This window comes from Aquiflexum lacus (assembly GCF_015476655.1).
Classification (GTDB): Bacteria; Bacteroidota; Bacteroidia; order Cytophagales; family Cyclobacteriaceae; genus Aquiflexum; species Aquiflexum lacus.
Map to the genome: position 1 here is coordinate 196,193 of NZ_JABFHF010000002.1, position 20,981 is coordinate 217,173.

19 protein-coding genes are annotated in these 20,981 nt (G+C 41.1%); 14 read left to right on the plus strand and 5 right to left on the minus strand.

Going from position 1 to position 20,981, the window contains the following annotated elements:
- Positions 1-211 precede the first annotated feature (211 nt).
- The gene (locus HMJ38_RS02885; protein ID WP_194972876.1) at positions 212-421 is read left to right on the plus strand and encodes a hypothetical protein; all 210 of its coding nucleotides are present in this window, start codon (positions 212-214) and stop codon (positions 419-421) included.
- A complete protein-coding gene (locus tag HMJ38_RS02890) occupies positions 411-746 on the plus strand; it encodes a type II toxin-antitoxin system RelE family toxin (protein ID WP_194972877.1) in 336 nt (111 codons plus the stop codon). The genes HMJ38_RS02885 and HMJ38_RS02890 overlap by 11 nt, the downstream gene beginning before the upstream one ends.
- Before the next feature lie 366 nt (positions 747-1,112).
- On the opposite strand, the gene HMJ38_RS02895 is transcribed toward HMJ38_RS02890, so the two are convergent.
- The 4 genes from HMJ38_RS02895 to HMJ38_RS02910 form a co-directional block, all read right to left on the minus strand.
- A complete protein-coding gene (locus tag HMJ38_RS02895; protein WP_194972878.1) occupies positions 1,113-1,439 on the minus strand; it encodes a DUF1493 family protein in 327 nt (108 codons plus the stop codon).
- Positions 1,440-1,607: 168 nt separating this feature from the next.
- A complete protein-coding gene (locus tag HMJ38_RS02900; protein WP_194972879.1) occupies positions 1,608-2,903 on the minus strand; it encodes an APC family permease in 1,296 nt (431 codons plus the stop codon).
- A 54-nt stretch (positions 2,904-2,957) separates the two neighbouring features.
- Positions 2,958-4,016, minus strand: coding sequence for an NAD(P)H-dependent glycerol-3-phosphate dehydrogenase (locus tag HMJ38_RS02905; protein ID WP_194972880.1), 1,059 nt, complete (start codon positions 4,014-4,016; stop codon positions 2,958-2,960).
- Positions 3,994-5,691, minus strand: a complete 1,698-nt coding sequence (locus HMJ38_RS02910; protein ID WP_194972881.1) for a 1-acyl-sn-glycerol-3-phosphate acyltransferase — start codon at positions 5,689-5,691, stop codon at positions 3,994-3,996. Before HMJ38_RS02910 ends, HMJ38_RS02905 begins: the two co-directional genes overlap by 23 nt.
- A gap of 163 nt (positions 5,692-5,854) precedes the next feature.
- On the opposite strand from HMJ38_RS02910, the gene HMJ38_RS02915 reads away from it, so the two are divergent.
- A complete protein-coding gene (locus HMJ38_RS02915; protein WP_194972882.1) occupies positions 5,855-6,829 on the plus strand; it encodes a polyprenyl synthetase family protein in 975 nt (324 codons plus the stop codon).
- Between the two features lie 101 nt (positions 6,830-6,930).
- Here the strand turns inward: HMJ38_RS02915 and HMJ38_RS02920 are convergent, their stop codons facing one another.
- Positions 6,931-8,163 carry a peroxiredoxin family protein gene (locus tag HMJ38_RS02920; RefSeq protein WP_194972883.1) on the minus strand — a complete coding sequence of 411 codons (1,233 nt, stop codon included), beginning with the start codon at positions 8,161-8,163 and terminating at the stop codon, positions 6,931-6,933.
- A 511-nt stretch (positions 8,164-8,674) separates the two neighbouring features.
- Between HMJ38_RS02920 and mraZ the strand changes: the two genes are divergently transcribed.
- The 11 genes from mraZ to HMJ38_RS02975 are packed head-to-tail and all read left to right on the plus strand — an operon-like array spanning position 8,675 to position 20,975.
- Positions 8,675-9,115: a division/cell wall cluster transcriptional repressor MraZ gene (gene mraZ, locus HMJ38_RS02925; protein WP_194972884.1), complete on the plus strand. Its 441-nt coding sequence runs from the start codon at positions 8,675-8,677 to the stop codon at positions 9,113-9,115.
- 2 nt (positions 9,116-9,117) lie between these two features.
- Positions 9,118-10,023, plus strand: coding sequence for a 16S rRNA (cytosine(1402)-N(4))-methyltransferase RsmH (gene rsmH, locus HMJ38_RS02930; protein ID WP_194972885.1), 906 nt, complete (start codon positions 9,118-9,120; stop codon positions 10,021-10,023).
- A 2-nt stretch (positions 10,024-10,025) separates the two neighbouring features.
- Positions 10,026-10,406: an FtsL-like putative cell division protein gene (locus tag HMJ38_RS02935; protein ID WP_194972886.1), complete on the plus strand. Its 381-nt coding sequence runs from the start codon at positions 10,026-10,028 to the stop codon at positions 10,404-10,406.
- Positions 10,403-12,517, plus strand: a complete 2,115-nt coding sequence (locus HMJ38_RS02940) for a penicillin-binding protein (RefSeq protein ID WP_194972887.1) — start codon at positions 10,403-10,405, stop codon at positions 12,515-12,517. Before HMJ38_RS02935 ends, HMJ38_RS02940 begins: the two co-directional genes overlap by 4 nt.
- Positions 12,517-13,980, plus strand: a complete 1,464-nt coding sequence (locus tag HMJ38_RS02945; protein ID WP_194973019.1) for a UDP-N-acetylmuramoyl-L-alanyl-D-glutamate--2,6-diaminopimelate ligase — start codon at positions 12,517-12,519, stop codon at positions 13,978-13,980. The genes HMJ38_RS02940 and HMJ38_RS02945 overlap by 1 nt, the downstream gene beginning before the upstream one ends.
- Position 13,981: 1 nt before the next feature.
- The gene (mraY, locus tag HMJ38_RS02950) at positions 13,982-15,193 is read left to right on the plus strand and encodes a phospho-N-acetylmuramoyl-pentapeptide-transferase (RefSeq protein ID WP_194972888.1); all 1,212 of its coding nucleotides are present in this window, start codon (positions 13,982-13,984) and stop codon (positions 15,191-15,193) included.
- A complete protein-coding gene (gene murD / locus HMJ38_RS02955; RefSeq protein ID WP_194972889.1) occupies positions 15,194-16,546 on the plus strand; it encodes a UDP-N-acetylmuramoyl-L-alanine--D-glutamate ligase in 1,353 nt (450 codons plus the stop codon).
- Entirely contained in the window at positions 16,546-17,718 is a 1,173-nt protein-coding gene (locus HMJ38_RS02960; protein ID WP_194973020.1) for an FtsW/RodA/SpoVE family cell cycle protein, read from the plus strand. The genes murD and HMJ38_RS02960 overlap by 1 nt, the downstream gene beginning before the upstream one ends.
- Before the next feature lie 5 nt (positions 17,719-17,723).
- Positions 17,724-18,836, plus strand: a complete 1,113-nt coding sequence (murG, locus tag HMJ38_RS02965; protein WP_394355052.1) for an undecaprenyldiphospho-muramoylpentapeptide beta-N-acetylglucosaminyltransferase — start codon at positions 17,724-17,726, stop codon at positions 18,834-18,836.
- Positions 18,833-20,230 (plus strand): UDP-N-acetylmuramate--L-alanine ligase, encoded by a 1,398-nt coding sequence (murC, locus tag HMJ38_RS02970; protein WP_194972890.1) that lies wholly within the window; start codon positions 18,833-18,835, stop codon positions 20,228-20,230. Before murG ends, murC begins: the two co-directional genes overlap by 4 nt.
- On the plus strand, positions 20,220-20,975 hold the full coding sequence (locus HMJ38_RS02975) for a cell division protein FtsQ/DivIB (RefSeq protein WP_194972891.1): 756 nt from the start codon (positions 20,220-20,222) through the stop codon (positions 20,973-20,975). The genes murC and HMJ38_RS02975 overlap by 11 nt, the downstream gene beginning before the upstream one ends.
- Positions 20,976-20,981: the final 6 nt, after the last annotated feature.

Genomic DNA, 20,981 nt, shown 5'->3' on the forward strand with positions numbered 1-20,981 from the left:
TCAATTCTACACATTAATTTTACATATTGTCGGTTTATGGCATATTTTGTAGCTTTGAAGTATCATTAAAAGTAATCTTTTATAGAAAGTCCGGTTATTGAAAGAACTGGACGATACGCAGAAAAACTCCGTCTGCAACATGATTAATATCCCAATAACCAGCAAACGCCTGAAAGAGGCATTGAACATAGCCATTTAAAAAATTGAGAAGATGAAAGTAATAGTTGAAATTCCCGACAATGAAGCAACTTTTGGGATGAAAGTTTTGAAAAGCCTTGCTTTTATAAAAAAAGCAAAACCTATGTCGGCTGCTGCTGCCGGGCTGTGGGACGAACTCAGCGAAGCGGCTGTACAGGTTCGCCTCCACAAACAGGGAAAACTTAAATTAAAGACAGCCCAAGATCTTTTGGATGAGCTATAATATTATTCCTACCCATCGTTTTGAGAAAGAGCTAAAGCGGTTGGCTAAAAAATTTCCTTCTTTGAAAAAGGAGTTTGCAGGACTGATAGCGGATATCTCAGAAAATCCCGAAGCCGGAACATTTATAGGAAACAGTTGCTATAAAATACGTCTTGCCATTGCTTCAAAAGGTAAGGGCAAAAGAGGTGGGGCAAGAGTTGTTACCCACCTTTACATTGCTACCGAAACGGTCTATCTGCTTACCATTTATGACAAAGGCGAAAAAGCCGATCTAAAGACCAACGAGCTTAAAGAAATGATTGAAAGCCTGGAACTGGAAATTTAAATTATACCAGACATTTGCGTCGGGGTCTCATACCTGTACGATTCGGATTTTTTTGTTAATCTTTTTTACAGATAACACATTTGGATTGCCCATTTTTTTGTATGTGATTTTCACCTTCAATAATTTCTTACCAGCATCTTTCAACCTCTTTGCTTAATCAGCAGTGCTAGAAAAGTTTTTGCCTGCAACCGAGGCCAAGCCACCTCCCCCTCCTAGGTGTAGAATAAACCTTCGACGGTGACTAGGTGTATCCGCGACAATTGTCGGGATGCAACAACACCTTTCTATCAATTCCAATTTAAAAGTGGAAAAGACTCCTCAGTGGAGGATTTTAAGGAAGAGTCATTCATTATTATCAATTCCCTTTTATCCCTTCTTCCATCTACCCTCCATTGCTGCATCTACCAAGTCTGACACTAATAAATCTTTATGCTTTCTAATGCCTGATAGAATAGGTAATAGTCTAAGAGGGCTGAAACCTTCCTTTTCAAAATAATCCTCAAACTGGAATTCTCCCATATCAATATTGTATTTGGAAGATAATTCAAATAAGAATTCCATCGCATCATCACCATCGATTTTCATATCTTTATATACTCTGGTGCCTAAACCAATATCTTTTAATTTATATCCTGTTCGATTATACACCATCGAAACTATATCAAAAAAAACAATTTCTTTATCTTGTGTCATTTCCCTCTTAGGGTATATTATAAACCTTCAGTTTTGACTGGGTGAAGTTTATAACTACACCCTATTTTTCAAATCATCCCGATAGCCATCGTGGATACATTTGGAATCACTGGACTGTGGTATTTATTAGAAAGGTATTCTCAGGATAATTTCCATGCAATTAAGAGATCAATTGGTTTTATTTCTTTTTTTAAAAATATGATGAACCACAAAGATCACCAATCCCAATCCAGTCCATAAAAGTGTATCCCAAATCTCTTCTGCCTGACTTCCCGAAAGCAACCAAATGGTGGCCAAAATACCTGCAAGTGCAAAATGGTTTCCATAGGGTATTTTGAAGTAATTGCCTTCCGGTTGGGTTTTCCTCAATTTGATCAAGGAGGCACAGACCAATGCATACAGAATCAGCCTTGAAATCACCGATACTGCCAAAGAACTCATAAAGCCCCAGACAATGGCCACAAAAGCAACCAAGCCCGAAAAAAAGAGAATAGAAACCCATGGTGTGGCAAACTTGGGATGCACTTTACTAAATAGTTTGGGCAATTGGTCTTCCATGCTTAAGGCGTAAGGAAGCCTTGAACCACTTAAGATCTGTACATTAAGTGTTCCCATGATAGACACCACCGCACCTAAAGTAATAAACATTCCTCCCCACCAGCCCATAAAACCAGTAGCTGCATCAGCCAAAGGCTTGTCCGAAGTGGCCAAATCGGGAAGTGTTCCTATAGAAACCACTTGGATTAAAATGTAAAAACCAGCTATGACGGCAGCGGCGGTGATAAGGCCAAATGGCAGGTTTTTTTTGGGATCGACGATTTCCCCGCTGTTGACTAGCCCTGCTTCAAATCCTCCAAAAGCAAAAATCAACAAGAGTGTAGAAGCGGAGAAATCTTCCAAACTGGGCAAAGGCCCTGCCTCTACCAGATCAAAATCTATATAGAACAGTCCCACAATGATAAATACAGCCAAGGGGAAAAGCTTGGCGACTGTCAATATGTTACTCACTTTTGCCGTATTCTTGACCCCGATCCAATTGAAATAGGCAATAAGCCCTGTAATCAACAAAATCAATCCGACTCGTACTTCCGGTTGATTGAATACATCTGAAAAAAAAGAAAGGTATAGCGCCATTAAATTGATCAAGGTGGCATAGCTGAACAGTCTTGTCAGCATCAAAAGCCAACCTATGACAAAGGCAGGTATTGGCCCAAAAGCTGTATGCACATAAAGGTAGGGACCGCCTGTTTTTTCAAATCTCGAACTGACCTCTGCAAATACCAGAATCAGCACCATCATGACCACTGCACAGACCAAAAATGCCAGGATACTGTAAATTCCCGATAAGGCAAAAACCTTGGCCGGCAGTGCAAAAATCCCGGCGCCTATTACTGAGTTGATGACCAGAAAGACCAGGTCCCATCTTTGGATGCCGCGTTTGAGTGATGTGGGTGAGTTTGCCAAAGTTTATTTTTTACTGAAGGATAATCCTGATTGTGAAGTTATTTTTATTTTATTCTACAAAAAATCAACATCCACACTAAAAGGATATTTCATCAAATACTGAAGCGCTTCTTCTATCTTCAAGTCTTCGAACAATACTTTATATAAATTCTCTGTAATCGGCGCCCGCATGCCTTTTCCTTCTACAAAAGTCTTCATCAACTTCACCGTGTTGATACCTTCTGCGACTTCTTCCATGGTATTGGTGATCTGTTCCAAAGATTCACCTTGTGCCAATCGGTAGCCAACAGTAAAGTTTCTGGACAGGGTTGAGTTGCAGGTGGCCACCAAATCTCCGATGCCGGCCAGTCCGATAAATGATTTCAAACTCCCACCAAGTGCATTCCCTAGGTAAATCAGTTCGACCATACCTCTCGAAATCAACAGCCCTTTTGCGTTTTCTCCCAAACCCAATCCAGCCAAAGCACCTCCCGCAATGGCAATGATATTTTTAAGCACCCCGCTCAATTCCACGCCTACGATGTCTGAGTTGCCATACACTTGAAATTTATCTGTTCGGAGCAATCTTTGTCCTTCGAGAATTACTTCATTGTATTTGCTGGCCACGACAGTTGCGGCGGGCTGTCCCTGATAAAGTTCTTTGGCCAGATTCGGTCCTGCCAAGCATCCCACACGTACTACCACAGTTTCTTTCAGAATGACCTCGCTCATGGTCAGGATATTTTCCCGACTGATTTTTCCAATATCTGAGAGGGTCTTACCTTTTGGCAGATTGAGGCAAAGGCCTTTGGTGCCATGTATCACCAAATGGTAGGGATACAAATACGGGGAGAATAACCTGATTACCTCCTGAAAAGCACTTGATGGAATCATAAAAAAAATAGTATCACATGCTTTACAGAGCATTTCAGGATCTTGTGTCCCAATGATGTCTTTATGAATACTAATTCCATCGACGCTATGGTGTTGGTTGATCTCGTCCATTACCTCAGCCCTTCGGACGTAGGCGATGACTTTACTTTTTTCAGCAAGGATATTGGCAATGGCAGTTCCAAAGCTACCCATTCCAACCACTCCCACGGATTTTTCTTTAGAAGAGTTTTTCAAGGTCATATCCGTCTAATCTGTTGTGGTAATAATAAAGTAAACTCAAATCCTGTGTTTCTATATTTCCTCCTTCATTTTTCACCAAGGGCCGTTTGGCATGGTACATTCCCACATTGGCTAGTCCATGGCTGATGATGGCGTCCAGGTCACCTTTCAGGTGGGGTGCAGCCTGTACTTTTCCCTCTGATTCCAGTTCAAGGATTTTATCCAATACTTTTTGACATTCTTTTTTGAAATCATCATAAACAATCACAATATCTTCTTCGGGTAACCGCAATAGATTGAAAAGATCCATTTTAATATTTTCTTTTTTGATCATTTGAAATGCCGTAAATGCCACCAAATGCGAACTGAATATCCTGTTGATTATATGAAATTCCTCGACGATTCTGTTTCCTAACCTATAGGTGTACTCTTCTTCACGCTGCATATCCACGGTCACCTTTCCATTGGAAATAAAATAATCCCTTGTATTGATAACACGGCCGTTGCGGTCCATGCTGTTTCCGTCAGTATCTACATAATTGCCTAACACATCCATGGCTTTACCAATCGAGACAGAGATGTCAGATCCTTTGGTGAAGAACTTGACCAAGAATTTTGAGATCTTGTAAGAAGTCGAAAATTCATCCGATTCCTTATAATACCTTTCCTGTCCGGTCAGTGAAAGGTGCTCCTGAATCAAGCTTGGTGCTTCAAGTACAAAGTGGTAATTGATTGTGACAGGTACAATAAATATTTTGCCACTGACATCATCTTGCCCTTTTTGGTAATTGGCCCTTTGGGCTTCGACAGCAGTGCTGAGCAGTCCCAATTTCAGCTTCTTCTCAATTATCCCACTTCTTGACCGTGTTCCACCCGGGAAAAAGAGGCTGTGGACCCCAAACTGAATGGCTTCAGAGGAGTATGTTTTTAAAGTTTCCAGGTACAAAAGGTTTTTCTTTCGCCTATCCACTTTGTATGCACCCAATGCATTCATGAAATAAGCGAAGATTCCGATATTGAACAGGTTGAGACCAGCACCATAAATGAACGGTGGCAGTCCCAAAACCGAAATGACCCAACCGATCAGAATACTGTCAAGGTTGGAAAAATGAGTAGGGACCATAACAATAGTGCCTTTTGAAGCCAATTCCCTGATTTGATCAGTTTCACCTACTACTTGGATTTTGTCCTGTAAAGTATATTGATTGCTGAATACTGACTTGAAGCCTTTTACCCGAGCTGCATTCAGGAGACGTGCAAAACCGAAAGTGACAATTCTTCTGGTGACCTTGTAATGAGAATGAATAAAATTACTGGCTATCTCTTCAGAATAACGCATGGTGATATCATCCAAGATCTCCAGGTATTTTTTCTTTTTTTGGGTTTTGGTGGTATTGATGTCAGCACTTATCTGAACTAGGCTGGATTTCACTTTTCTCCAAAAATCCTTTTCGTCATCAGGGTCTACATCCCATGGGTTTTGCTTTATTCTCAGTTTTTCACGATAAAGCGTCGTTTCCAACTCTTCTTTCAGCAGGGCCATATTGTCGCCTGTGATTTGAAGAACGGATCTTTTACTGGCTTCAGCTACCCTTTTAATAAAATCCTTTCGGCTTTTGCTGAGTTTTACAACAGGCCATTCATCCTTTTTTGGAAGAATAGGATCATATTTATGCTTGATATAGTTTTCTGACAAGGTCCTTCAGGGTTACGTAAAAAACAAAGATAGAAAAAATTGGGTTTGAGGTTGATTTTTTTGACGTAGGATAAAAATCAAATTACGCTATTCTTGTGTTATTTATATAGACTAGGTTTTGTCCTACTGTGAATCCATCGTATTATTGCACCACAATTGTTTTATGAAGCCTGACCTCAAACAGATACAAGCACCCATAGCCACGGAGATGGAGGAATTCGAGAAGAAATTCCGTGACTTTATGAAAAGTAAGGTCAAGTTGCTCGACCATATTACCAATTACATTGTCAGAAGGAAAGGTAAGCAGATGCGTCCAATGTTTGTTTTTTTGACTGCAGGGGTCAGTGGAGGAATCCAAGAGTCATCTTACCGAGGTGCTGCACTGATTGAATTATTACATACTGCGACTTTGGTTCATGATGACGTAGTGGATGATTCAAACTACAGGAGAGGGTTCTTTTCTGTAAATGCCTTGTGGAAAAATAAGATTGCCGTTTTGGTAGGGGATTACTTACTTTCAAGAGGCTTGCTATTGAGTGTAGACAATGGTGATTTTGATTTACTAAAGATAGTTTCCAATGCTGTAAGGGAAATGTCTGAGGGTGAATTGCTTCAGATAGCCAAAGCCCGGAAACTCGATATCACCGAAGAAGTCTATTACACCATCATCAGGCAAAAGACTGCAAGCTTGATCGCTTCTTGTTGTGCAGTTGGCGCTGCTACTTCAGGGGCAAATGCTGAATTGATTGAGAAGATGAGGACTTTTGGTGAGAAGGTGGGTATGGCTTTTCAGATCAAAGATGACCTTTTTGATTACGGGGAAGATGAAATCGGCAAGCCTGTTGGTATAGATATCAAAGAAAAAAAGATGACTTTACCCTTGATTTATGCCCTGAACAATGCTTCATGGCTGGACAAAAAGAAAATAATTTATCTTGTCCGAAACCGCAACGAGGATAAGAAATCGGTAAATGAAGTCATCGATTTTGTCAAGAAATCCGGAGGGCTTGATTATGCCAACAAAGTTATGACCCAATATTTCGACGAAGCCCTCAAAATACTAAACACCTTCCAGGAATCTGAATACAAGACTTCTTTGGAAGGATTGGTGAGGTATACGATTGAGCGGAAGAAGTGAAGTTAGGAAGAGAATGAATTGTCCGATGACGGATGACCGATGTTGGGTTGATGTAATCGGAAGGTTTGTCATTAGTGGTGGAGAAAATTGGCATTTACACCTCACTCCTCCAACAATCTCCTCACCAACTCCTCATGTTCGTCTACCCATTTGGTATAATATTCCCCTGTACCAGGCCCATTGAATCCTGTGTGAATGTGCCTGACATTACCTTTTTTGTCTATGTAAATCAAGGTTGGGAAGGCGATTACTTTGTTGAGGGCGGGGATGGATTCAGAGGCTTTTTCTTTGTTGCTGACACCCGCAATGAGAAATGTGTATTCAGCACCTAATTTGTCAATGGACTTTTTTACTCGGTTACTTGCATACTCAAATTCAGGTTTGCTTTCAAATGCCAATCCTATGATTTCGATACCGCTTTCCTTGTTCTTATCGTACCATGGTGCCAGGAACTTTGTCTCATCCATACAATTTGGGCACCAGGTTCCAAAGATCTGTACCAAAACCACTTTGCCTTGGAATTTTTCATCATCTATAGAAATCAGATTGCCATTCACATCGGGGAAAGAGAATGATAGTTTGTCATATCCTTCCTTCAAATAATTCAGAGCGTAGGAATTTGAAAGTTCGAAATCTTCATTTCTGACGGATTGAAATGATTCTCTTACCCTAGGACCACTTCTAAATGTGCCTGAAATGGATCCGTCTTCCTCGATTTCTCCTTTGAATAAAAACAGGTGACTGCCGTCAAATGCACTTAACTGAAAGGTATTGCCGCTGACATTTCCTTCGAGATATCGGTAATCCCCCAATTCGGTCAGAAATGTCCCTGTCAGTTTATTGCCTTGTTGGGTAAAAAGCGCTACGGCATCATATTTTTCACCGTTTTCTTTCTCAAATACTGTTTTCCATTTTCCCGAAAAAACTGTTTCAGGTTGATTGGTAACTTCAAACCTTGTAGTGCCTTTTGACCGATTGGCTTGAAAAGGGATGCGGTAATCTGTGGACGTGTTTTTTACAAAAACTCCTTCCAATTCATCAGCGCTGATGAATTTTGCCTTTATTTCGGAGTCAAATATCCCCATGGTGACTTTTAGGGAATCTCCTAAGATTTCCACTTCATCGTAAGTCAAAACCTCCTCAGCATTGTAAACTTCCATCACCCATTTTTCAGCGGATCGGGTAAAGCCGAATCCAAATGGCAATTGGTCCTGACCGATATCAAGTTGGACATCCCATTTTCCTGAAAGTTTGATAAGTCCTTCTGATTTCCCAGTGCAGCCGATCACTAAAGCCAATATAGTCGGCCATAAAAGATGTTGACAAATTTTCATTAATTATGGTTTATAAGAAGTCAAAGTTGGTTCTAGTTTGGAATAAAACCTACAGGTTTTGTGTGGTAAATTCAAAATTTGATTTGAATGGTTCAAATCTGGGTTTTCAGAACAGTTTTAGATTAAAAAGAAATATTAACAACAATTCAGAATGATTAATGAACATTGCAATGGCCAAAATTGTCAGTAATGACCCATGAGTGAATAATTTTGGGAAAATCCCCCACCTTTTCCCGAGCCTTGTAAAAATCCAAACAAAAGATTCTCTGAATACAGATATTTTGGCTCAAAATCCCAATTTTTAGTTGATTTGAATAGCTTTTTCCATACCCATTTCCATATCTCAATAGGTTGACCTTCAAATAAATTAAATTGAATTTTTTGATAATTCTTTGTGATAATTCAAACTTTTGGATAGATTTAACAAAAAGTGGAGAAAAGTGGGGAAAAGTGGTGGATTGTGTAATTGCTTTTCTTACTTTTGTGTTTGACGTAAACTCAAGATAAGCCCATGGGAATGTTCAACAGCCGGTATGAATGCAAAGTCGACGCCAAAGGACGTCTGGCATTGCCTGCCAAAATTAAGGCGGCAATACCCGATTCCAATGGTGATCAGCTCATTCTGCGGTTTGGAGACGATGGATGTCTTGCGTTGTACACCCAAGTAGAATTTAAAAAACTATTGCATCAGATCAACTCACTTTCGGACCGTGACCCCATTCAAAGGAGGATCAAGAGAGGTTTTTTTGAAAGTATGACTGATGTGGAGCTGGACAATGCAGGCCGTTTTTTGATCCCGAAAGTATTTCTACAGCGGGCAGGCATAGACAAAGATGCCATTATTTTGGGTGTAGGTTCTTTTATAGAAATATGGAGTCCTGAGAAATTCGAAGCCAATTCAATCAATGATCAGGATGAGTTGTCAAGCTTGATGGATCAATATTTATCCTGATTATGACAGCGCAACAATATCATATACCGGTGATGCTTGGACCTTGCATTGAAGGCTTGGCCATTGATCCTAATGGAATATACGTGGACCTGACATTCGGTGGAGGGGGACATTCGAGAGAGATATTGAAGCAATTGGATAAAGGTCATTTGTATGGATTTGATCAGGATTCCGATGCTGAGGCCAATATACCTGATGATGATAAGTTCACATTTATTCAGGCCAATTTTAGAGATTTCAGGAAATACCTGAGGTTGTATGGGGTTCAGCAGGTGGATGGTATTCTGGCTGATTTGGGGATTTCTTCCCATCAGATAGATGAGCCTACAAGAGGGTTTTCAACACGATTTGAAGGGGACTTGGATATGCGGATGAGTTCAGGGATGGATATTAGTGCGAAAGAGGTTTTGAACACTTGTGAGGAATCAAAGCTTCATAAGATTTTTGGTATTTATGGAGAGATCAAAAATGCCAAAACACTAGCTCAGGCAGTGGTATCCGAAAGGACCATGAAACCTTTTTCTACAACGGAGGGCTTCAAGGAACTTTTGAAGCGCTTTGCGCCAAGAGGGAAAGAATATAAATATTTCGCACAGGTATTTCAGGCCTTAAGAATTGAAGTGAATGATGAAATGGGTGCTTTGGAAGATATGCTCAAACAGACCGTAGACGCTTTGAAGCCAGAAGGAAGATTGGTAATCATGAGCTATCATTCTTTGGAAGACCGATTGGTTAAGAATTTTCTGGCCAAAGGGAAATTCCAAGGTGATGTGGAAAAGGATTTTTACGGAAATCTGATAAGACCATTGGAACCGGTAACGAGAAAGGCATTGATAGCAAGCCCGGAAGAAATCCAGCAGAATAACCGAGCTAGAAGTGCAAAGTTGAGAATTGCAAAAAAATTATAAATATGAGCCAGAACACTTTTAAGAAAAAAATCAAGAAAGGATCTTCTTCAAAGGGGAGTGGTAAAAACATATTTAGTCTGATTGAAGAAAAGCTGAATGTGACCGGGATATTGGGAGAGGGAGTGCCGGTTCATTTCGCACCTCCGTTTTTCTATGCGGCGATGTTGGCATTGATATATATATGGAGTAATCACCGTGCGGAAAATATGATCCGTAAGATCGAGATTACCCAACAGGAAGTGGAAGATATCAGGGCGGATGTCACCACTTTGGAAGCAGAGTACATGCTGAGTAGCAAACAATCGGAAGTGGCCAAAAAGATTGCTCCTTTGGGAATTGTCGAAATCAATGAGCCACCCATGAAAATCAAAATGAAAAAGTGAATATAAAACGTTCCATAGTACTGCGTGTGAGGATTGCCTTCATTTTGGTGGCCTTATTTGCCGGGGCAATCTTTTATAGGATTGTCCATTTGCAGTTTGTGGAGGGCGATAAATGGCAAGCAAAATCAGAAACCTTGAATTTTCAGTTCCGTCAGGTCAGCGCTACGAGGGGGAATATTTATGCTGCGGACGGAAGTCTTTTGGCTACAAGCCTTCCTTTTTATAGGGTAGTTCTTGACCCCTTAGTAGCGAAACAGGATGTTTTTGCATCGGGTATTGATTCCTTGTCTTTTTTACTTTCATCCTATTACAAAGATAAGTCTGCTGACTCCTATAAAAGATTGATCAAAGATGCTCGCTCTAGTGGAAAAAGATATGTCATTCTAAACCGTGGACAGATTGGCTACCAGGATATGCAAAAAATGTCCAGGTGGCCGATTTTTAGAAAAGGTCGGATGGGTGGCGGAGTCATTTTCGAAAAAGTGGAAAAAAGATACCGTCCCTTCAACAACTTGGCCAGCAGAACAGTGGGATTTGTCAATGAAGATAAATATGGTGCCGGCATAGAATACAGTTTCAATGAATATTTGGAGGGTAAAAACGGAAAGGCTTTGTTTCAAAGAATTGCAGGAGGGTCATGGAAACCAGTTTTTGATGCGGAAGATATCAAACCGGATGATGGATTTGATATCCTGACCACATTAGATGTCAACATTCAGGATGTAGCCGAATCTGCCTTGCTCAGACAATTGAAAGAGAAGGATGCGGCATTTGGGTCGGTCATTGTCATGGAGGTAGCTACGGGTCACATCAAAGCAATTGCCAATCTTCAAAAAAACAGTGGCGGATATGGATATGGAGAAAACTACAATTTTGCCATTGGTGATCAGGGGCTTACTGAGCCGGGGTCTACATTCAAGCTCCTTTCTATAATGGCTTTATTGGAAGAAGGTAAAATCAATCTAAAGGATACTGTCGACACTGGAAATGGGACATATAGATTTTATGACAGGAACATGAATGATGTCAAGATAGGTGGTTATGGTAAAATCACTATTCAGGAAGCCTTTGAGAAGTCCTCCAATGTGGGAATTTCTAAACTGGTTGAGGAACAGTTTGGAAAGAATCCTACGAAATTCGTCTCCTATATCGAAAAAGCCGGATTGGATAAACCAATGGATTTTCAATTGAGAGGCGAGGGAGTTCCCTATTTTAAAAAGCCGGGAGAAAAAAACTGGTACGGTACCACCCTTCCTTGGATGTCCATCGGGTATGAGGCAAAACTGACCCCTTTACACACTTTGACTTTGTATAATGCTGTTGCCAACAATGGTAAAATGGTTAAACCAATGATAGTTCAGGCAGTAGTCAGGGGCAACCAAATCGAAAAAAGATACCAAACTGAGGTTTTACGCAAAAGCATTGCATCCAACAAAACAATCCAACAGATGCAGGAACTTTTGGAAGGAGTGGTCAAAAACGGTACGGCCAAAAATGTCTACAACAAGGAATATAAAATAGCAGGCAAAACCGGCACTGCACAGAAGTTAATTGACGGGAGATACTCCCAAAGGTATTACACCTCATTTGCAGGGTACTTTCCTGCGGACAACCCCAAATATTCTGCCATTGTAGTGATCGATAGTCCTAAGGGATTTGCAGCTTATGGAGGAGATATTTCAGCTCCTGTATTCAAGGAAATTGCTGATAAAATCTATTCTCAGGATTTGGAACTAAATAATAAGGCGAATGAAGACACCTTTGTTGCTTCTACTTCCAGTGAGGGTTTTCCATACATTCAGGCGGGAAAAGTAGATGAACTACAAATGATCTGCAACCGATTTGGGATTTCTAATCATGTGAACGGAGAGTTTACAGACAGTTTTGTAAAGTCTTCTGCACAGCATAAAGCCATATTATGGAGAGCCAATAAAACTGATGCACCCACAGTTCCGGATGTAGCAGGGATGTCTCTGAGAGATGCCTTGTATGTATTGGAAAACAAAGGATTGAGAGTGGTCTATCAAGGTAAAGGGAGGGTGAAAGGACAATCAATTTCTCCCGGTTCTACAGTTGGCACTGGTAATGTAATTAATCTGGTTTTGGGATGATGAAAGCACTTCAGGACATATTGTACAAAGTATCCTTAACCTCCACTATCGGAGACATGGGTATTGGTATCGAGGCCATAGCCTTTGACAGTAGGAAGGTGGAGGAAGGAGTAGTCTTTGTCGCGGTAAAAGGAACAAAATCCGATGGGCATGTTTTCATTGAAAAAGCAATTGAAAAAGGAGCAGTAGCTATTGTCTGCGAGCAAATGCCAGAAAAGACACAAGCAGGTGTCACTTATGTACAGGTTTTGGATTCTTCCAAAGCTTTGGGCATCATGGCGGCAAATTATTATGAACATCCATCTGAAAAGTTGAAGTTGGTGGCAGTGACTGGAACCAATGGTAAAACCACCACTGTCACCCTTCTTTATCAGTTGTTTATGGAAATGGGATACCATGTGGGATTATTATCCACTGTGGAAAATAAAATACATGAGAAGACCATTCCTTCGACTCATACCACACCTGATTCTCTGCAAATACAGCAATTGCTGCAGCAAATGGTAGCATCAGGATGTACCCATTGCTTTATGGAGGCGAGTTCTCATGCTATTGTACAGCAAAGGACTTCAGGGCTGAATTTTACAGGAGCCTTGTTCACCAATATCAGCCATGATCATTTGGATTATCATGGCTCATTTGATGAATATATCAAAGCCAAAAAATTGTTGTTTGATGGCTTGTCCAAAGAAGCATTTGCGCTGATCAATGCCGATGATAAAAGAGGGCAAGTGATGCTTCAAAACTGTAAAGCTTCTCATCAGACTTTCGGGCTGAAATTTCCTGCAGAATTCAAAGGGAAAATACTTTCCAATACCCTTGAGGGCTTAGAGCTTGAAATCAACAACAGACAGGTATGGTTCCGAATGATAGGTCAGTTTAATGCTTACAACCTTTTAGGAGTTTTTGGAACCGCTGTTCTCCTTGGGGAAGAGGAGGAAGAAGTCCTGATGCAATTATCCAAAGTTCAGGGGGCTCAAGGAAGATTTGATAAGCTATCACTATTTGGAATTACAGCGATTGTGGATTATGCCCATACCCCCGATGCGCTTGAAAATGTACTCAAAACCATTCAGGGTGTAAGGACGGGTGGTGAACAGGTGATCACTGTAGTGGGCTGTGGAGGAAACAGAGACAAAACCAAAAGACCCATCATGGCGAAGATAGCCACGCAGTTTTCTGACAAGGTGATCCTAACTTCTGATAACCCTAGAGATGAAGAACCAATGGACATCCTCAGAGAAATGGAGGCAGGTGTGAATCCTGTTGATTTCAAAAAAACATTGGTGATAGCGGATAGAAGAGAGGCTATCAAAACCGCTGGAGTCATGGCGAAAAAGGGGGACATCATCCTTGTGGCCGGTAAGGGCCATGAAACTTACCAAGAAATAAAAGGAGTTAAGTACCCTTTTGATGACCGTGAAGTGGTCGGTGAAATGCTCAATCTGTTGAATAAAAACTGATATGTTATATCCTATTTTTGACTATTTGGACAGTGTATTGGATATTCCGGGAACCGGGGTTTTCCGTTATATCTCTTTTCGGGCCGGAATGGCAGCGCTTTTTTCTTTGATCATTACCATCACATTCGGAAAAAAGATTATCAATTGGATCAGAGGCAAACAAATCGGTGAGAGTGTCAGAGACTTGGGGCTTGAAGGTCAAACAGAGAAAAAAGGCACTCCAACCATGGGTGGCATGATGATGATTGCAGGGATAATCATTCCTACACTCCTTTTTGCCAATGTCAACAATGTCTATATCATTTTATTATTGATTACTACCATTTGGCTTGGTGCCATAGGTTTCATTGATGATTATATCAAAGTATTCCAAAAGAACAAAGACGGACTTGCCGGCAGATTTAAGATTGTTGGCCAAATAGTCATTGGAGTGATAGTTGGAGCTACGCTTTATTTCCACGAAGGAGTCGTTGTCAGGGAGTTCACTAATCCTGTTTCTATTGAGGAGGGGGTAGTGGAAACTCCAGCCTATCGGGATGTGAAAAGTGCAAAAACGACCATCCCATTTATGAAAAACAATGAATTGAATTATGAAACGTTTTTGGGTTTTCTTGGAGAAAACCTCACACCGGTTTTATATATTCTTTTAGTGACATTTATCATCACAGCAATTTCCAATGGAGCTAATATCACAGATGGTATAGACGGTTTGGCGGCAGGAACTTCAGCTATTATTGGTCTCACTATAGCAATTTTTGCCTATATATCCGGTAATGCTATTTTCTCACAGTATCTGAATGTCATGTTTATACCCAACTCCGGTGAGCTAGTAATATTCTGTGCTGCATTTGTGGGGGCTTGTGTGGGATTCCTTTGGTACAATGCCTTTCCTGCGCAGGTGTTTATGGGAGATACAGGAAGTTTGATGTTGGGAGGTGTGATTGCGGTGCTTTCACTGACTCTGAGAAAGGAATTGCTTTTGCCTTTACTGTGCGGGATTTTTCTTATAGAGAATGTATCGGTGATCATGCAGGTCAGCTATTTCAAATACACCAGAAAAAAATATGGTGAAGGGCGGAGAATATTTCTGATGTCGCCACTGCACCATCATTACCAAAAGAAAAATATACATGAAGCCAAGATAGTGACAAGGTTCTGGATTGTTGGAATCCTATTGGCCATCATCACTTTGGCAACATTGAAATTGAGATAAATGAAACACATGATAGCCATATTGGGAGCAGGAGAAAGTGGAGTTGGGGCAGCATTGCTGGCCTATCAGAAAGGCTATGCAGTATGGGTGTCGGATGCGGGAAAGATAAGTGACTCAAGGAAAACAACCCTCAAAGAATGGGGGATTGAATTTGAAGAAGGTGTTCATTCCGAGAATCTCATTTTGGCAGCGGATGAAATCATCAAAAGTCCGGGAATTCCTCCGACTGCCCCGATTGTAAAGAAGGCATTGAAAAAGGGGATTCCGGTCATCGATGAACTGGAATTTGCCTCAAGGTATTCCAAAGGAAAAGTAATTGCCATTACAGGTACCAACGGAAAGACAACTACCACTTTGTTGACCTATCACCTGATGAAAAAAGCAGGTTTGGATGTAGGTATGGCGGGTAATGTAGGGGAAAGCTGGGCTGGTCAATTGGTGAATGAAGACCATGCATGGTGGGTGTTGGAGGTGAGCAGTTTTCAGATTGACGGATTCAAATCTCTTAAACCAAAAATCGCAGTGCTTACCAATATCACGCCGGATCATTTGGACAGGTATGCTTATAATTTGGACAATTATATAGCCTCAAAGATCTCTCTTTTCAAAAATATGAATGAAGAGGATGCTGCCATCTATTTTGCTGATGACCTGAATATTCAAGTAGGCTTGGGCAATATCAATCTTCAGGCGACAACATTTCCTGTAATGTTAACAAAGCAAATTGAAAGAGGTGGCTACTTCAATGGAGAAGAAATCCAATTGTGCATATTCGATCAAAAGATAAAAATCAAACCTTCGGAAATAGCCTTAAAAGGAAAGCATAACATGCTGAACACCATGTTCGCAACCTTGGTGGCAACACTGGCTGGAGTAAAGGAGGATATGATAAGAGAGGCACTATTGGATTTCAAAAATGTGGCCCATAGGATGGAAAATGTAGCAAATATCAACGGAGTTTCTTTTGTGAATGACAGCAAAGGTACCAATGTGGATGCTACCGCTTATGCTTTGGACAGTTATTCCGACCCTTTGATTTGGATAGCAGGTGGAGTGGATAAAGGCAATGATTATGAAGTGCTTCTTCCCATCGTGCGGTATAAGGTTAAAATCCTGATTTGCTTGGGAAAAAATAATGAAAAATTGAGGAAAGCATTTGAAGGTGCCATCCCGGTAATTAAAGAAACGCAAAGTGTTGATGAAGCTGTCTCATGGGGTTTGGATATGGGTGAAGCAGGTGACGTTGTCCTGCTGTCCCCTGCCTGTGCAAGTTTTGATCTCTTCAAAAATTATGAAGACAGGGGAAATCAGTTCAAATCTGCTGTAGCAGCACTTAAAAGTACCGTATTATGATGCAGGATGTAAAAATTTGGTTTGATCGGAATTTGAAAGGAGACCCTATCATTTGGGGTATCGTGATCATCCTTTCTGTCATCAGTATAGTGGTAGTATATTCAGCTACAGGTTCTTTGGCTTATAAATACAAAGGGGGAAATACTGAGAAATATCTTTTTGACCATTCTTTAATGGTTGTGGCAGGATTGCTGGTGATGTGGGTGGCTCATAAAATTCCCTACAAGACATTTGGTCTTATTGGAAAGTTTTTGCTGTTGGTTGCTATTCCGCTGTTGTTTTTGACCTATCTCTTTGGATCAACTGTCAATGAGGCAAACAGATGGTTGACTATTCCTGTGATTAACAAAGCCTTTCAGCCTTCAGATATTGCCAAGTTGGCCTTGATTGCAACCCTTGCGAGTTTATTGGCAAGGAAACAAAAAAATATCGCCGATTTCAAAAACTCCTTTATTCCAATGATGATTGTCATCGGTTTGGTTTGTGGATTGATTGGATTGGCAAATATGTCTACAGCAGTATTGTTGTTTGTCACCTGTCTATTACTTCTGTTGATTGGGAGGGTTCCTCTCCGGCATATCATGCTGGTGGTTTTATTGGGTAGTCTCTTTTTGACTACCTCGGTATTTATCGGACAAAGGGGAGGAACTTTCTTTTCTCGTATCGAAAATTTTGTTTCAGGTGATGAAATCCCCTTCCAGGCAGAACAGTCCTTTATAGCCATTTCCACTGGTGGGATTACTGGAAAAGGACCTGGGAAATCTGAACAAAGAAACACTTTGCCCCATCCTTATTCAGATTTCATTTATGCAATCATTATCGAGGAATATGGCTTGGTGGGAGGAGCTACCGTATTGTTCCTTTACCTGGCATTACTGTTTCGAGGTATGCGCATCGTTGCCTCTTCGACCAAACCTTTTGGAGGACTACTTTCCGCAGGGTTGAGTTTTGCTTTGGTATTACAGGCAATGGTCAATATGGCTGTTGCAGTGGGCTTGGGCCCAATCACAGGATTGCCTTTACCGCTGTTGAGTATGGGAGGCACATCATTGGTATTTACAGGATTTTCATTGGGAATCATCTTGAGTGTCAGTAGAGGAGACCATCAGGACATGGTCGAAAGTCCTGAAGAAGGAAATAATAAAATCAGGAAGTCATTCCAAACAGCTTGACAAAATTGAAAAACAACGGCACACCATATCGAATCATGATCAGCGGAGGAGGCACCGGAGGCCATATCTATCCGGCTATTGCCATAGCCAATGCCTGGAAGGAAAAGCATCCGGACGCTGAGATTCTTTTTGTAGGTGCGGAGGGGAAAATGGAAATGCAGAAAGTACCTGAGGCTGGATATAAAATCGAGGGACTAAAAATAGCAGGGTTACAGCGAAGCTTGAGCTTATCCAATTTGAGTTTTCCTTTCAAGCTGCTAGGGAGCATAAATAAATCCAAAAAGTTATTGGCAGATTTTATCCCAAGTGCAGTAGTCGGTGTGGGAGGATACGCAAGTGGTCCGCTTTTATATGCGGCCCAGGGAAAAGGAATACCTACACTCATTCAGGAACAGAATTCTTACGCAGGTCTGACAAATAAGTTATTGGCAAAGAAGGCAAAAAAAATCTGTGTGGCCTATCCGAATATGGAGAAGTTTTTCCCCAAAGATAGGATTCAGTATACCGGTAATCCAGTGAGAAAAGACATCCTTGATTTGGAAGGGAAAAAAGAAAAAGCTCTAAACCAGTTTGGTTTAGTACCAGAGAAAAAGGTCCTACTGGTTTTGGGAGGTAGTTTGGGGGCCCGTACCATCAATCAGGCAGTTCTTGCCGATATGGAGTCTTTTGAGCAGGATGGATATCAATTGCTCTGGCAAAGCGGGAAATTTTATTTTTCCGAAATGGCCTCTCAAGTAAATGCTGCAAAGGTGAAGCATATCCATGTGTTGGAATTTATCAAAGAAATGGACTTGGCTTATGCAGCCGCTGATATAGTAGTATCAAGAGCCGGAGCGCTTTCAGTTTCTGAACTGAGTCTTGTGGGTAAGCCTGTGGTTTTCGTTCCTTCTCCCAATGTGGCAGAGGACCATCAGACCAAAAATGCCATGGCCTATGTAAATGCCGAAGCAGCAGTATTACTCAAGGATTCCGAGGCGGTTGGTAAACTTAAAATAGTAGTAGACCAAGTAATGGCTGATACAAAAAAGGCCAAAAGCTTGGGAGAAAATATAAAGGCAATGGCCAAACCTAAAGCAGCAGAAGAAATAATAGAAGCTTTGGAAAGTATTCTTGCATGAATCTGAAAAAACTACATACCGTCCATTTCCTGGGTATCGGGGGCATAGGCATGAGTGCATTGGCACGTTGGTTTAACCACATTGGTGTCAAAGTGTCCGGCTATGATAAAACCCCATCTCCACTTACGGCTTCTTTGGAGAAGGAAGGTATGGCAATTGGTTTTGAGGATCGTGAGGATACCATTCCTCTTGAGGTTTTGGAAAGTAAAGATAATACCCTGATCATTTGGACTCCGGCCATACCCAAGGATTCAGTGCAACTAAAATTCTTTATAGAAAATAAATTTCCTATAAAGAAGAGAGCGGCAGTTCTGGGTATGATTACGGCCAATATGCCCACCATAGCTGTGGCTGGAACTCATGGAAAAACTACCACTTCTTCAATGATTGCACATCTGTTGAAGTTTGGGGGAAAAAATATTGCAGCCTTTTTAGGAGGGTTGACACAAAACTATGAGAGTAACCTGATCCTTCATGATGAAGCAATCGGTGAGGCTATAGTGGTAGTAGAAGCGGATGAGTTTGACCGTTCTTTCCTGCACCTGCATCCCAATGTGGCAGTGGTAACAAGTGCGGATGCAGACCATTTGGATATTTATGGGGATGGAGACCATATGCTGGAGGGTTTCAGGCAATTCGTGGATTTGATAGCAGAAGAGGGTCAGCTATTTATTCAATCAAAAGCTCTCGGAAAACTGGGTTCACCTTCAAAACGAGCCTTGAATGTAAGGGAGTACGGGATTGATAAAGGTGAAATTCAGGCAAGAGAGATTCAGCCTTTGCCCAGTGCATTCCGCTTTGACTACTTCAGTAAAACTATTGAGATCAAAGGCTTGGACTTGCATATGCATGGTTTTCACAACGTTGAGAATATCCTTCCTGCCATTGCCATTGCTTTGGAAAATGGTCTGAATGAATCTGTGATAAGGGAAGGTGTGCAAACTTATAAAGGTGTTAAAAGGAGATTTGAGATATGGGTGCAGGAAGAGGACAGGGTATTTATCGATGATTATGCACACCATCCTGAGGAAATCAGGGCATTTCTGACTTCTGTGAAGGCAATGTATCCTGACAGCAAATTGACAGCTATTTTCCAGCCTCATTTATATACAAGAACAAGGGATTTTGCCGAAGGATTTTCGGAAAGTTTATCCTTGGCCGATGAAGTGGTATTGCTGGATATTTATCCGGCAAGGGAACAGCCGATAGCTGGTGTGACGGCATCCATGCTTTTGGAAAGAATTACTTCTGCAAAAAAGTCTCTTCAGCCTAAAGAAGGATTATTGGATTATTTGGAAAAAAATAGACCTGAGGTTTTGGTGACCATTGGGGCAGGAGATATAGACAGATTGGTATCACCGATCGCAAACTGGATGAAGCATCATGAAAATTAAATACAAAAATCCGCTGATATTCTCGTCCCTGGTACTTGTGCTGGTGGTATTCATTGGTTTTGTAGAAAAAAAGGATTCCGAGCGAACTTTAAGCGGGATGGAAGTAAGGGTAAGGGGAATTGCTGATGTCTATTTCGTGAACGAAAAGGAAATTCTGAATGCGCTTAAAACCGAGTTTCCTTTGATTCAGCCAGGTATTTCCATGAAGGAGGTAGACCTGAACAAGATTGAAAAGAAAGTTGAAACACATCCTTTTGTAAGGAAAGCAGAAGTTTTTGCTGACTTGAAAGGACAGGTGGTGATTGAGATTGCGCAGCATATTCCCATGGCAAGGATTGTAAGGCCAAATGCTGCCGATGGTTATATATCTACTGAAGGAAGGATTTTACCAACTTCCCCACAATACACCACCCGAGTGATGACTTTGGGAGGAGCACATGCTGAAAGCCTCCTGAAGATGGAGGATATCAATGAAAGTCATTCCGAGCTGATGGAGTTGATCAGATTCATTTATGATGACGAATTCTGGAGGGCACAGATTGCCGGAATGGATATTCCTAAAAAATCAGATATCAGAATGCATCAGCAGGTTGGGAAACAGGTGATAGAGTTTGGAGATGCAAAGGACATTGAAGAAAAGTTCAATAAAATTAACCTATTCTATGAGGAAATCCTGCCCAAAAAAGGCTGGAATACTTACAGCAGGGTCAATGTAAAATATAAGGGCCAGATTGTTTGTGAATAATTGAAA

Coding starts and splice junctions, on each gene's coding strand:
- HMJ38_RS02885 (WP_194972876.1), top strand. CDS start 212: ATGAAAGTAATAGTTGAAATTCCCGACAATGAAGCAACTTTTGGGATG.
- HMJ38_RS02890 (WP_194972877.1), top strand. CDS start 411: ATGAGCTATAATATTATTCCTACCCATCGTTTTGAGAAAGAGCTAAAG.
- HMJ38_RS02895 (WP_194972878.1), bottom strand. CDS start 1,439: ATGACACAAGATAAAGAAATTGTTTTTTTTGATATAGTTTCGATGGTG.
- HMJ38_RS02905 (WP_194972880.1), bottom strand. CDS start 4,016: ATGACCTTGAAAAACTCTTCTAAAGAAAAATCCGTGGGAGTGGTTGGA.
- HMJ38_RS02915 (WP_194972882.1), top strand. CDS start 5,855: ATGAAGCCTGACCTCAAACAGATACAAGCACCCATAGCCACGGAGATG.
- HMJ38_RS02920 (WP_194972883.1), bottom strand. CDS start 8,163: ATGAAAATTTGTCAACATCTTTTATGGCCGACTATATTGGCTTTAGTG.
- mraZ (WP_194972884.1), top strand. CDS start 8,675: ATGGGAATGTTCAACAGCCGGTATGAATGCAAAGTCGACGCCAAAGGA.
- rsmH (WP_194972885.1), top strand. CDS start 9,118: ATGACAGCGCAACAATATCATATACCGGTGATGCTTGGACCTTGCATT.
- HMJ38_RS02935 (WP_194972886.1), top strand. CDS start 10,026: ATGAGCCAGAACACTTTTAAGAAAAAAATCAAGAAAGGATCTTCTTCA.
- HMJ38_RS02945 (WP_194973019.1), top strand. CDS start 12,517: ATGAAAGCACTTCAGGACATATTGTACAAAGTATCCTTAACCTCCACT.
- mraY (WP_194972888.1), top strand. CDS start 13,982: ATGTTATATCCTATTTTTGACTATTTGGACAGTGTATTGGATATTCCG.
- murD (WP_194972889.1), top strand. CDS start 15,194: ATGAAACACATGATAGCCATATTGGGAGCAGGAGAAAGTGGAGTTGGG.
- HMJ38_RS02960 (WP_194973020.1), top strand. CDS start 16,546: ATGCAGGATGTAAAAATTTGGTTTGATCGGAATTTGAAAGGAGACCCT.
- murC (WP_194972890.1), top strand. CDS start 18,833: ATGAATCTGAAAAAACTACATACCGTCCATTTCCTGGGTATCGGGGGC.
- HMJ38_RS02975 (WP_194972891.1), top strand. CDS start 20,220: ATGAAAATTAAATACAAAAATCCGCTGATATTCTCGTCCCTGGTACTT.